Raw genomic sequence first — 12886 nt, 5'->3', positions numbered from 1 at the left:
TGCCTATGAACTTGCCAGATATTCACGCCGTAAAACAATTTTTGCTGCAATTGCAGGACACTATTTGCCAGCAACTCAGCGCCGTTGATGGAGCCACATTCGAAGAAGAATGCTGGCAACGTGAAGGTGGCGGTGGTGGGCGAAGCCGTGTTTTACGTGGCGGGAATATCTTTGAACAAGCGGGGGTTAATTTTTCCCACGTTCATGGCGATGCAATGCCTGCATCAGCAACAGCGCATCGTCCGGAACTAGCCGGTCGCAGTTTTGAAGCGATGGGTGTGTCATTGGTGGTACATCCGCTCAATCCATACGTGCCAACCAGCCACGCTAACGTGCGCTTTTTCATTGCTGAAAAACCTGGCAGTTCCCCCGTATGGTGGTTTGGTGGTGGCTTTGACCTAACTCCCTTCTACGGCTTTGAAGAAGATGCTATTCACTGGCACAAAACCGCACACGACCTATGCCAACCGTTTGGCGAAGACGTTTTCCCACGTTACAAAAAGTGGTGCGATGACTACTTCTTCATTAAACATCGCAACGAGCAGCGCGGAATAGGTGGCTTGTTCTTTGACGATTTGAACACGCCAGATTTCGATCACTGCTTTAGCTTTATGCAGGCGGTGGGCAACGGTTATCTGGATGCATATCTGCCGATTGTTGAACGCCGCAAAGCTTTGCCGTGGGGTGAGCGTGAGCGTGACTTCCAGCTTTATCGCCGTGGCCGTTATGTCGAGTTTAATCTAGTGTGGGATCGCGGAACGTTGTTTGGCTTGCAGACAGGTGGGCGCACAGAGTCGATTTTAATGTCGATGCCACCGTTGGTGCGATGGGAATATAACTACCAGCCAGAAGAAGGCAGCCCGGAGGCTGCCTTGTATAGTGATTTCTTACCCGTTAAAGACTGGGTTTAAATCACAGCGGAACGGTTTGCGCTTCAACAACTGCCAACGCGACCATATTCACAATACGACGCACAGAGGCAATCGGTGTTAACACATGCACCGGTTTTGCCACGCCCATCAATACTGGCCCTACGGTCACCCCTTCGGAACTGGAAACCCGCAACAGGTTGTAGCTAATGCGAGCGGCTTCCACGTTCGGCATGATCAGGATATTTGCCGAACCTTTCAGCGGGCTGTCTGGCATACGTTCGTTACGAATGCTTTCCACCAGCGCTGCATCACCATGCATCTCACCGTCAATTTCCAGCTCTGGTGCACGCTCGCGAACCATCTCCAGCGTTTTACGCATTTTGCAAGCGGCTTTCGAATCCGAAGAACCGTAGTTGGAATGCGACAACAGCGCGACCTTCGGCTCGATACCAAAACGACGCACCGTTTCCGCAGCCAGCAGGGTAATTTCTGTCAGCTCTTCTGGCGATGGATCGTCATTAACGTAAGTATCTGCAATGAAGGTGTTGCCGCTTGGCAGCAGCAATGCGTTCATGGCACCCGCTGCTTTTACGCCTTCGCGGTAGCCGAACAGTTTTTCCAGTACGGCAAAGTGTTCATGGTACTCACCGATAGTGCCGCAAATCATGGCATCAGCCTCACCACGGTGCACCATAATTGCGCCGATAACCGTCGTATTGCTGATAACCGCACGCTGCGCTTGTTCCTGTGTAATACCACGGCGTTTCATGATGTTGTAGTACTCATTCCAGTACTCTTTGAAACGCGGATCGGATTCGTTATTCACGATTTCGAAGTCAACACCTGCACGCATTTGCAGGCCAAGTTTCTTCAGCCGCATTTCGATAACCGCTGGGCGACCAATCAGAATCGGTTTCGCCAGACCTAACGTGATCAGCTCCTGAGTCGCATGCAGCACACGAGCTTCTTCCCCTTCCGCTAACACGACGCGTTTTGGATCTTTACGCGCCTGAGAGAAGATAGGTTTCATAAACAGGTTAGTTTTGTAGACGAATTCGGTCAGTTTTTCTCTGTAGGCATCGAAGTCCTTAATCGGGCGCGTAGCCACACCGGTATCCATCGCCGCTTTCGCAACCGCTGGCGCAATCTGCACAATCAGACGCGGGTCGAATGGTTTTGGAATCAGGTATTCAGGACCGAAAGTCAGTTCTTCTTCACCATAAGCAGAAGCGACAACATCGCTTTGCTCGGCGTGAGCCAGTTCAGCAATGGCGTGAACCGCCGCCAGTTTCATCTCTTCGTTAATCGCCGTTGCACCTACATCCAGCGCGCCACGGAAAATGAACGGGAAGCACAGCACGTTGTTAACCTGGTTTGGGAAGTCAGAGCGGCCGGTACAGATAATCGCATCCGGACGCACTTCTTTTGCCAGCGGTGGCAGGATTTCTGGCTCAGGGTTTGCCAGCGCCAGAATCAGCGGTGAGCGAGCCATTTTCTTAACCATTTCCTGGCTCATCGCTTTCGGGCCAGAACAGCCAAGGAAGATATCCGCGCCTTCAATCACTTCATCAAGTGTGCGTTTACCGTTATCGTCCACCGCGTAAGCGGCTTTGGTTTCCGCCATGTTTTCTTCACGGCCTTTGTAGATAACGCCTTTGGAGTCGCAGACTACGATGTTGTGCTTCTGAATCCCCAATTGCACCAGCAGATTCATACAGGCAATGGCGGATGCACCCGCACCAGAAACGACGAGGCGCACATCTGAAATATTCTTCTCAACAACACGCAAGCCGTTAAGTACGGCAGCAGTACAGATGATAGCAGTACCATGCTGATCGTCATGGAACACAGGAATGTTCATGCGCTCACGCAGTTTTTTCTCGATGTAGAAACACTCTGGCGCTTTGATATCTTCAAGGTTGATGCCGCCAAACGTCGGCTCAAGGGCAGCAATCACATCAATGAGTTTGTCGGGATCCATTTCATCAACTTCGATATCGAACACGTCGATACCGGCAAATTTCTTGAACAGAACGCCCTTACCTTCCATCACTGGCTTGCCCGCCAGCGCACCGATATTGCCCAGTCCCAAAACGGCAGTGCCGTTTGAAATAACGCCGACCAGGTTGCCACGTGCCGTGTATTTATAAGCAGCAAGTGGGTCTTTTTCTATCTCAAGACAAGGTGCCGCAACGCCCGGGGAGTAGGCCAACGCAAGGTCACGCTGAGTCGCCAGCGGTTTGGTTGGGCATACCTGAATTTTTCCGGGAGTAGGGAATTCATGAAAATCGAGGGCACTTTGCTTCAGTTGTTCATCCATTTCTTCGTTCCTTTTTATCACTCTAAAGGGTCGGTAAGGTCACGTAGTATCACGCTTGTGCGCGCTCTAAACTTTGAACATCGCCATACTATCAGCAATGTCCGAGAGAAATGTTAGTAAATCAAGGCGACTATGTTACTCGGCATTAACAACAATGCTAAGCCTATCTGCTATGCTTTTTAGTTATGCCGACGATGAATTCTTATCGCGAGTGACATGGAGCACTCGCGCTACACCCTGTATTTCAAGGAGATAGTCATGAGCCAGTTAGACAGCATTAAAAAATTCACCACCGTTGTTGCCGACAGTGGAGACATTGAATCTATCCGTCATTACCAGCCTATTGATGCGACAACCAATCCCTCACTATTACTGAAAGCTGCGGGTTTAGCGCACTATCAAACGCTCATTGATGATGCCATTGCTTACGGTAAACAACGTGGTGGTGCGAAAGAACAGCAAGTCGTACAAGCCTGCGACAAGTTGGCGGTTAATTTCGGTGCAGAGATTCTGAAAAGCATCCCAGGGCGAGTCTCGACAGAAGTAGATGCCCGCCTCTCTTTTGATAAAGAGAAAAGTATTGCTAAAGCACGCCAGCTGATTGCGCTTTATGAAGAACTTGGCATTGATAAATCAAGAGTTCTTATCAAGCTTGCTTCTACCTGGGAAGGTATTCGTGCCGCAGAAGAACTGCAAAAAGAAGGCATCGACTGCAACCTGACGCTGCTGTTTTCCTTTGCGCAGGCGCGAGCTTGTGCTGAAGCAGGCGTCTTCCTAATTTCACCGTTCGTTGGGCGCATCTATGACTGGTATCAAGCCCGTAAGCCGATGGACCCGTATGTGGTTGAAGAAGATCCGGGCGTCAAATCGGTGCGCAATATCTATGATTACTTTAAGCAGCATAACTACAGCACCATTGTGATGGGCGCGAGCTTCCGTCGCACCGAGCAAATTCTGGCGCTGGTGGGTTGCGACCGTTTGACCATCGCGCCTAACCTGCTGCAACAGCTCCAGGAAAGCGATGAACCCGTAGTACGCAAACTGGTACCTACTTCGCAGGGATTCCGCCGTCCGGAACCTATTAGCGAAGCTGACTTCCGTTGGGAACATAATCAGGACCCAATGGCAGTAGAAAAATTGGCTGAAGGCATCCGCTTGTTCGCAATTGATCAACGCAAACTGGAAGATTTGCTCGCCGCCAAAATTTGAACGACAACAACGGAGTGAAACATGTCATCTCGTAAAGAGCTTGCTAATGCCATTCGTGCCCTGAGTATGGACGCGGTACAAAAAGCGAATTCGGGCCACCCTGGCGCACCGATGGGGATGGCAGATATTGCCGAAGTGTTATGGAACGAATTCTTGCACCATAACCCGACGAACCCCACCTGGGCTAACCGCGACCGATTTATTCTGTCCAACGGCCACGCCTCGATGCTGCTTTATAGCCTGTTGCATCTGAGCGGGTATGACTTGCCGATGTCGGAGTTGAAAAACTTCCGCCAGTTACACTCCAAAACCCCAGGCCATCCGGAAATTGGTTACACGCCCGGTGTAGAAACAACCACCGGACCGCTTGGCCAGGGGTTAGCCAATGCCGTCGGCATGGCTATTGCCGAACGTACACTTGGGGCGCAATTTAACCGCCCCAACCATAAAATTGTCGATCACTTTTCCTATGTATTTATGGGGGATGGCTGCCTGATGGAAGGCATCTCTCATGAAGTTTGCTCACTGGCAGGCACCCTTGGCCTTGGCAAATTAATCGGCTTCTATGACCACAACGGCATTTCGATTGATGGTGAAACCAAAGGCTGGTTTACCGACGATACCGCCAAACGTTTTGAGGCGTATCACTGGCATGTAGTCCATGAAATTGACGGACACGATCCAGAAGCGGTGAAGAAGGCGATTCTGGAAGCGCAAAGCGTGAAGGATAAGCCTTCGCTAATTATCTGCCGCACTATTATCGGTTTTGGTTCGCCAAATAAAGCGGGTAAAGAAGAGGCGCATGGCGCGGCGTTGGGCGAACAGGAAGTGGCTCTCGCCCGTAAGCAATTGGGTTGGAATTACCCGGCATTTGAAATCCCGAAAGAGATTTATCACGCCTGGGATGCGAAAGAAAAAGGTGAAAAAGCTGAAGCGGCCTGGAATGATAAATTCGCCGCCTATGCCAAAGAGTATCCAGAGTTGAGTGCGCAGTTCCACCGCCGGATGCACGGAGAGATGCCAGAAAACTGGCAGGAAATCACGCAGAATTACATAGAGGAATTGCAGGCTAACCCGGCAAAAATTGCTACCCGTAAAGCATCGCAAAATGCACTCAATATTTACGGCCCACTTCTGCCTGAATTGCTTGGCGGTTCCGCCGATTTAGCACCCAGCAATCTGACAATCTGGTCTGGTTCCAAATCGATTAAAGAAGACATTGCCGGGAATTATATTCACTACGGCGTGCGCGAATTCGGCATGACGGCAATCGCCAACGGGATAGCCCACCATGGCGGCTTTGTCCCCTATACAGCAACCTTCCTGATGTTTGTGGAATACGCACGTAATGCGGCGCGTATGGCTGCATTGATGAAAGCACGACAGATAATGGTCTATACCCATGACTCGATCGGTTTGGGTGAAGATGGCCCAACGCACCAGGCTGTAGAACAACTAGCCAGTCTACGTATGACACCGAATTTCAGTACATGGCGCCCATGCGATCAGGTTGAAGCAGCGGTTGCGTGGAAGTCGGCAGTTGAGCGACATTGCGGCCCAACGGCATTGATTCTTTCGCGTCAGAATCTGGCGCAAATGGAACGCAACCCGCAACAGGTCAAAGCCATTAGCCGCGGCGGTTATATCCTGAAAGACAGTGACGGCAAGCCGGATGTCATTCTTATCGCGACAGGTTCAGAGATGGAAATTACTGTGCTGGCGGCGGATAAACTCACAGCGGAAGGCCATAAGGTGCGTGTTGTTTCGCTGCCTTCTACCGATATTTTTGATGCTCAGGATGAAGCGTATCGTGAATCTGTTTTACCTTCAGATATCACCGCTCGCGTGGCTGTAGAAGCAAGTATTGCTGATTACTGGTACAAATATGTCGGTTTGAAAGGGGCAATTGTCGGTATGACGACCTATGGGGAATCGGCACCAGCCGATAAGTTGTTCCCGTTCTTTGGCTTTACCATTGAGAATGTGGTGGCAAAAGCGAAGAAAGTTTTAGGGGTTTAATCAGTCTCTCTTTATCCTCACTCCAACCCTCTCCCACAGGAGAGGGTTGGAGTGAGGATGATTCTAAATTACTTCGTCACCCACAAAGTCGGCCACGAGGCACTCCCATTCCACCCATCGCACGTCGGCTCTTCTGCATAACGCACCAAACGGAAACGTTGCCCGTCAAAACGCCAGCGAGTTGTCACGCCGCAATCGCCGACTCCGCGTCCTTTGGCAAGTGTTACCAGCTCTTTGTTGGTTTCGTCATAACCTGCATTCATAAGCTCGAGTTCTGTATTCCCACTTGCAGGCGCAAACGGCAGTTTTAAGCGAATTTGTCTGGCGGCGAACGGTTTCTGGCGCGACACAATCCAGGCGAGATCGACAACGTTGTAAGCCCCAGCTTCACAGCCAGTCATCAGCAGCACTTTATCATCACTGATTGCAAAAACACGGACTTCACGGCGGGCGGGATCTAACGAACATTGGCTATTATTCATGCGCCAGGTGCCGTAATCCATCAGGTCACTTAGCTCGACCTGTGTCAACGGCGTTGGCGTTGGGTTAGTCAGCGTGACTTCTTTCAGCGCGGGCGCAGGTGGAACACTCAGTGGCGGATCGTCACCTTTCTTAATCCACGCCGTTTCGCTGCCTACTCGCTGTTGCTGGCTATCGATAAACAACAGTGACGCTTTCAACCCAACTAAAGAGATATTCCCCTGCCCTTGCGACAGCGTAATCGCATCGGCGTTAACCACTTTACCCAGGAAGCTGTTAATCGCATCAGCATCTCCCGTTTTAAGATGATGTGGCGTTTCCTGCCATTTGGCTAAATCCAGCACCAGCGGTTCGCCTTCAACCAGCATGTGCGGAGCAATTGACGGGGCTTTAATTTCCGTGGTGTTCATATTCCCTAGATCAATTCTCAGCGTCGCATCAGTATGCGCCCCCGCACTGCGGGTAAGAGTCATGACCAACCCTTGATGCAGCCCAGTGTTACGGGCCGTACAAAAATTTTGGTTATTGCAGGTAACTTGCCAGTCGGAGAAAGATTTTTGTGCCGGTGCCGCGAAAACGGAGCTCGCTATAAAGAATAAAAAGAGAAACAGCGATTTGATCCACTGACACATTGGCGACACACATCCTGTAATGACGAAGAGAAAAATCGTACAAAAAGTGGCGATATCTTCGTCTGGTTAACGTTTGCGCTCAATCGGATTTATCGGATAGATTTACTTAAAATCATTCATCCGTAATAGGTTGAATTTAAATGTTTTTAATTCATAAGTCTGCGTAATTGCAGTAGTTGCAACAGAATAACCGTTTTTCCGTCACGAATTTCACCATTTGCTACCATTTCCAGTGCCCTTGGGAAAGGCAGTTCTAGCACGTCGATATCTTCATCATCAATACCACCACCAGCGTGTTCGCGATGTGCCTCGGTGTATTCAGCGATGTAGAAGTAAATTAACTCTGTTACGCCGCCCGGAGACATATACAGTTCGAATACTTTTTCGACTTCCCCAACCTGATAACCGGTTTCTTCAATGGCCTCTTTACGCGCACAAACTTCCGGTTCGTCTGCATCTAACAAGCCTGCACAGGCTTCAATTAACATGCCATCAGCATTGCCGTTAACCCATGTTGCAATGCGGAACTGGCGCGTCAGCACCACCGTTTTTTTCTCACGGTTATACAGCAATATTGTTGCGCCGTTACCACGGTCATACACTTCACGTTTGTGACGGATAGCTTCTGCTTCATTACGGTATAGATCGTAGGTGATATTACGCAGAATGAAGTAATTATCTGAGAGGATTTTATCTTTGATGACTTCGATTTTAATCGACATACCGTCTCCACAATGAGTTAGGGGAGCCGATAATCATAGGCTTTCATGTAGCGTTTGTCTTGCCCCCCGTCATACTTCAAGCTGCAAATGCGTTGGCTGCGACTGCACGCCCCAGTCACATAGATCACTATGCTCCTAGGGACTTGCTATCTGGCCGCGTTACTCAGTGTAGCCTCGCCCCTTTGGGGTCAGCGCAAGCGCTGTTCAAAAGCTAAGCCTTTTGTCCTGTAACTCGAATTATTTAGGGGAATAATTAATCTACCGAAAAGCTAAAAGCCGTTTTTAACTTCGCTCATATCCGGCAGCTTATGCGCTATTCCTTTGTGGCAATCCACACAGGTTTGCCCATCTTTTACCGCCTTATCATGCATTTTTGCCGCAACCGTTTTCTGGGCGGTGAAATCCATATAGTCAAAGTTGTGGCAATTTCGGCACTCCTGCGAATTGTTGTTTTTCATCCTGCGCCACTCGCTTTGCGCCATCGCCAGGCGATGATCATCAAACTTCTGCGGCGTGTCGATTAAACCAAACGCTTTGGCATACAACTCTTTACTGGCCTGAATTTTACGTATAATTTTCGGCCCCCATTCATGGGGAACGTGGCAATCAGGGCAAGTAGCCCGCACACCGCTACGGTTGTTGTAATGCACGGTCTGCATATATTCTTCGTAGACGTTGGCTCGCATTTCATGGCAACCAATACAAAACTCTTCGCGGTTAGTCATTTCCATGCCGGTATTAAAACCGCCCCAGAAAATAATCCCGCCAGCGAAACCAATCAGCAATAACGTGCCAAGTGCCAGGCGGCTTGGGCGACGCCACCACTGCCATATACGTCGGATGATACCGGGTTTACGGGTTGATTTATCCATAATGGCCTCTAGTTCCCAAAGCCTTTAGACGGCGTGAATGTGTTTTCGACAATCGGTGCCGCATCGGTTTGAGGAACATGGCATTGCAAGCAGAAGTAACGACGCGGCGCGACGTTAGAAAGTACTGTGCCATCGCTATCTAAAAAGTGCGTCGGGCTCACGCGCGGTGCCCCCGTCGTGCGGTAATGCTCCACGCCGTGGCATTGCAGGCAACGGTTAGTGTTAGTTGAAACCTGGTAGCCATCGACACTATGCGGAATCATTGGCGGCTGATTGACGTAATTGAGCGCCATACGCCCTTGCTGCTTTGGCATGTGTATCGAACCTTCCGGTGTAGCAGAAACTTCCGGAGACTGTGTCAGATCCACACCGTTTGCAGCCCATAACGCACCACTTACCAGCAAAGTAAACGCAGTAGCCCATTGAAATAACGTCTTTGTCAGGATGGTTGTTTTCATCATTTAATCCCCCTTACACCTTCGCCAGTTTTACAGCGCATTTTTTATAATCCGTCTCTTTCGAAAGAGGATCGGTCGCATCCAGCGTCAGGTTATTCACCAGTTGCGCGGCGTCGAAGAACGGCATGTAGACCAGCCCTTGCGGTGGCTTGTTACGACCACGGGTTTCGACAATCGAAATCACTTCGCCACGACGAGAGATAACCTTCACTTTGTCACCACGACGCAAATTACGCGCTTTTGCATCAAGCGGATGAATGAACAAAACCGCTTCCGGGAAGGCGCGATGTAGCTCAGGTACGCGGCGTGTCATGCTGCCGGTATGCCAGTGTTCCAGCACGCGTCCGGTTGATAACCACAGGTCGTATTCAAGGTCTGGGGATTCTGCCGCTGGCTCAAATGGCAGCGCAAAGATAACGGCCTTGCCGTCCGGTTTACCGTAGAATTTGAAACCCTCACCCGCTTTCACATACGGATCGTGGCCTTCACTGTAGCGCCAGAGTGTTTCTTTACCGTCAACCACTGGCCAGCGTAAACCGCGTGCTTTGTGGTAGTCATCAAACGGTGCAAGATCGTGTCCGTGACCACGGCCAAATGCGGCGTACTCTTCGAACAACCCTTTTTGCAGATAGAATCCCAGCTCGCGAGATTCGTCATTGAGCTGATCTTCTGCCAGTTCAGTGACCGGGAATTTACTGACGTTAGAGTTAGCAAACAGCACGTCGAACAGCGTTTTTCCGCGGTATTCCGGTTTCTTTTCCACTAATTCAGCAGGCCAAACTTCTTCCACTTTGAAGCGTTTCGCGAATTGCACTAGCTGCCAAAGATCGGATTTTGCCTCACCCGGCGCTTTAACTTGCTGGCGCCAGAACTGAGTGCGACGTTCAGCGTTGCCGTAAGCCCCTTCTTTTTCCACCCACATTGACGTCGGCAAGATCAGATCCGCGCTCAATGCGCTGATCGTTGGATACGGATCGGAGACAATCACGAAGTTGCGCGGATCACGCCAGCCTGGCATACGTTCTTCGGTGATATTCGGTCCGGCCTGCATGTTGTTGTTACACATCACCCAGTAAACGTTGAGCTTGCCATCTTTCAGCGCGCGGTCTTGTGCCACGGCATGCAGGCCCACTTTCGCAGGAATGGTTCCGGCAGGTAGTTGCCACTGATTTTCAGCAATTTGACGGTGTTTATCGTTAGTCACCACCATGTCTGCTGGCAGGCGATGGGAGAAGGTGCCAACTTCACGCGCCGTTCCACAAGCCGACGGCTGACCAGTTAAGGAGAACGGGCCACAGCCAGGTTTAGAAATTTTTCCGGTCAACAAGTGGATGTTGTAGACGAGGTTATTAGCCCATACGCCACGGGAATGCTGGTTGAAACCCATCGTCCAATAAGAAATCACTTTCTTATTTGGGTCAGCGTACAACTGAGCAAGCGCTTCGAGCTGGTCTTTTGGCACGCCGCTCATTTCGGCGGTTTTTTCCAGCGTGTACTCAGCAACAAAGGCCTTGTAATCTTCAAAGCTCATTGGCTCGGAAGCATCAGAACCTGGGTTTTTGGCCGCTTTTTCAAGTGGATGTGTCGGGCGCAAACCATAGCCGATATCGGTCACCCCTTTGCGCAGATTCACATGCTGCTTAAAGAACGACTCGTTGATGGCATTGTTCTGAATGATGTAATTGGCGATGTAGTTAAGGATCGCCAGATCGCTTTGCGGCGTGAACACCATGCCGTTGTCGGCCAGCTCAAAACTACGATGCTGGAAGGTAGAGAGAACGGCAACGTTAACATTTTCATTCGACAGACGACGAGATGTGATGCGCGACCATAAAACCGGGTGCATCTCTGCCATGTTCGAGCCCCACAGCACGAATGCATCGGCCTGCTCGATGTCGTCGTAGCAGCCCATCGGCTCATCCATACCGAAGGTGCGCATAAAGCCCACGACGGCAGATGCCATGCAGTGGCGGGCGTTCGGATCGAGGTTATTGGAACGAAAACCCGCCTTGAACAATTTGGACGCAGCGTAACCTTCCCACACTGTCCACTGCCCGGAACCAAACATACCGACTGCATCCGGCCCTTTCTCTTTTAGGCTGGTTTTGAATTTTTGCTCCATGATGTCGAAGGCCTGCTCCCAGCTGACTGGAGTGAACTCACCTTCTTTATCGTACTGACCATCTTTCATGCGCAGCAATGGCTTGGTGAGTCTGTCTTTTCCGTACATGATTTTTGGCAAAAAATAGCCTTTGATGCAGTTCAGGCCACGGTTTACAGGCGCATCCGGATCACCCTGGCTTGCCACGACACGGCCATCCTGGGTACCGACTAACACGCCACAACCGGTACCACAGAAACGGCACGGAGCTTTGTCCCATTTGATGGCATCTTGTTTTCCGACAACAGCCTGGGCCACGCCTGGTATGCTAAGGCCAGCGGCAGCCGCCGCGGCTGCAACAGCGTTTGCTTTCATAAAGCTACGACGACTGAGTTTCATGGTGTTTCCTCACCTTGCTCATCCTGCTGGTGATAAACCAGCGACACCGCCAGCACACCCGCAATATTGCGTGCCGACTCAATTTGATTCAGCAGCGCATCACTACGCGCCGCTTCTATAACCACCACTAATTTTCCTTGCTCAGCATCACTTGCCGCGACTTCACTGCCGGGTAGCGCGTTCAATGCAGTACTGACTGCGAGAATATCTTGTGGATGAGCCTGAACCACCAGGCCGCAGACGTGCCAGTTAGCTTGCATTTGCGTGCCTCATGGAGATGGCTGAAACAGGACAACCTGCGATGCATGCACCGCAGGCCGTACAATCGGTCTGATTGAGTAAAGGTTGGGCAATGCCCTGCACAGAGGGGCGAAATGAAATAGCCTGTGTTTCGCAGATGTCCTGGCAGCTACGGCATTCGACACTGTTTCTGGCAAGACAGTTATCGCCAATCGACAAGGTATGTTCCCAGGGAGAAACCGCGCGCGTAAGAAAAAGTTTTTCCGGGCAAGCTTGTGCGCAGGCATAGCAGAAGGTGCATTCACCATTGCTGAAGTTAACTTCGGGGTAACCACCCAGGCCACGTCTTAAAACGCGGGTTTCACAAGCTGACAAACAGGCATTGCAACGAGTGCAATCAACAAGAAAATGTTGTTCATCCCCGCTCCATGGTGGGCGGAAGGCAGTGGTGGAGCGTCGAAAGCTCCCTGTTAATAATCCACGTCGGGAAAAATCAGCCATCAGGCACATCCTTGCTTCACAAATACCAGATTTCTAAGGATTGAAACCGGCAAACACTTCT

At 50.6% G+C, this 12886-nt stretch carries 11 protein-coding genes; 3 read left to right on the top strand and 8 right to left on the bottom strand.

Annotated elements, in window-relative coordinates:
• Positions 1–5: 5 nt before the first annotated feature.
• Positions 6–911, top strand: a complete 906-nt coding sequence (hemF, locus tag FH968_RS11480) for an oxygen-dependent coproporphyrinogen oxidase (protein WP_139879642.1) — start codon at positions 6–8, stop codon at positions 909–911.
• A 1-nt stretch (position 912) separates the two neighbouring features.
• Here hemF and maeB read toward each other — a convergent pair whose 3' ends face one another.
• Positions 913–3192 (bottom strand): NADP-dependent oxaloacetate-decarboxylating malate dehydrogenase, encoded by a 2280-nt coding sequence (gene maeB / locus FH968_RS11475; RefSeq protein WP_139879533.1) that lies wholly within the window; start codon positions 3190–3192, stop codon positions 913–915.
• Positions 3193–3450: 258 nt separating this feature from the next.
• Between maeB and tal the strand changes: the two genes are divergently transcribed.
• On the top strand, positions 3451–4401 hold the full coding sequence (gene tal, locus FH968_RS11470) for a transaldolase (protein WP_139879531.1): 951 nt from the start codon (positions 3451–3453) through the stop codon (positions 4399–4401).
• A 21-nt stretch (positions 4402–4422) separates the two neighbouring features.
• Positions 4423–6420 carry a transketolase gene (tkt, locus tag FH968_RS11465; protein WP_139879529.1) on the top strand — a complete coding sequence of 666 codons (1998 nt, stop codon included), beginning with the start codon at positions 4423–4425 and terminating at the stop codon, positions 6418–6420.
• 68 nt (positions 6421–6488) lie between these two features.
• Here the strand turns inward: tkt and FH968_RS11460 are convergent, their stop codons facing one another.
• The 7 genes from FH968_RS11460 to napF form a co-directional block, all read right to left on the bottom strand.
• The gene (locus FH968_RS11460) at positions 6489–7532 is read right to left on the bottom strand and encodes a DUF1176 domain-containing protein (protein ID WP_139879527.1); all 1044 of its coding nucleotides are present in this window, start codon (positions 7530–7532) and stop codon (positions 6489–6491) included.
• A gap of 146 nt (positions 7533–7678) precedes the next feature.
• Positions 7679–8254 (bottom strand): GDP-mannose pyrophosphatase NudK, encoded by a 576-nt coding sequence (gene nudK, locus FH968_RS11455; RefSeq protein ID WP_139879525.1) that lies wholly within the window; start codon positions 8252–8254, stop codon positions 7679–7681.
• Positions 8255–8523: 269 nt separating this feature from the next.
• Positions 8524–9126, bottom strand: coding sequence for a cytochrome c-type protein NapC (napC, locus tag FH968_RS11450; RefSeq protein ID WP_139879523.1), 603 nt, complete (start codon positions 9124–9126; stop codon positions 8524–8526).
• A gap of 8 nt (positions 9127–9134) precedes the next feature.
• Complete coding sequence (gene napB, locus FH968_RS11445) at positions 9135–9584, bottom strand: nitrate reductase cytochrome c-type subunit (RefSeq protein WP_139879639.1); 450 nt, start codon at positions 9582–9584, stop codon at positions 9135–9137.
• Between the two features lie 13 nt (positions 9585–9597).
• Positions 9598–12084 carry a nitrate reductase catalytic subunit NapA gene (gene napA, locus FH968_RS11440; RefSeq protein ID WP_139879521.1) on the bottom strand — a complete coding sequence of 829 codons (2487 nt, stop codon included), beginning with the start codon at positions 12082–12084 and terminating at the stop codon, positions 9598–9600.
• Complete coding sequence (gene napD / locus FH968_RS11435; protein ID WP_139879519.1) at positions 12081–12344, bottom strand: chaperone NapD; 264 nt, start codon at positions 12342–12344, stop codon at positions 12081–12083. The genes napA and napD overlap by 4 nt, the downstream gene beginning before the upstream one ends.
• A complete protein-coding gene (gene napF / locus FH968_RS11430) occupies positions 12334–12828 on the bottom strand; it encodes a ferredoxin-type protein NapF (protein WP_223271317.1) in 495 nt (164 codons plus the stop codon). Before napF ends, napD begins: the two co-directional genes overlap by 11 nt.
• Between the last annotated feature and the right edge of the window lie 58 nt (positions 12829–12886).

The organism is Buttiauxella sp. B2 (assembly GCF_006376615.1).
Classification (GTDB): Bacteria; Pseudomonadota; Gammaproteobacteria; order Enterobacterales; family Enterobacteriaceae; genus Buttiauxella.
Note: the sequence above shows the minus strand (reverse complement) of the source record. Positions and strands in the feature narration are given on the sequence as shown.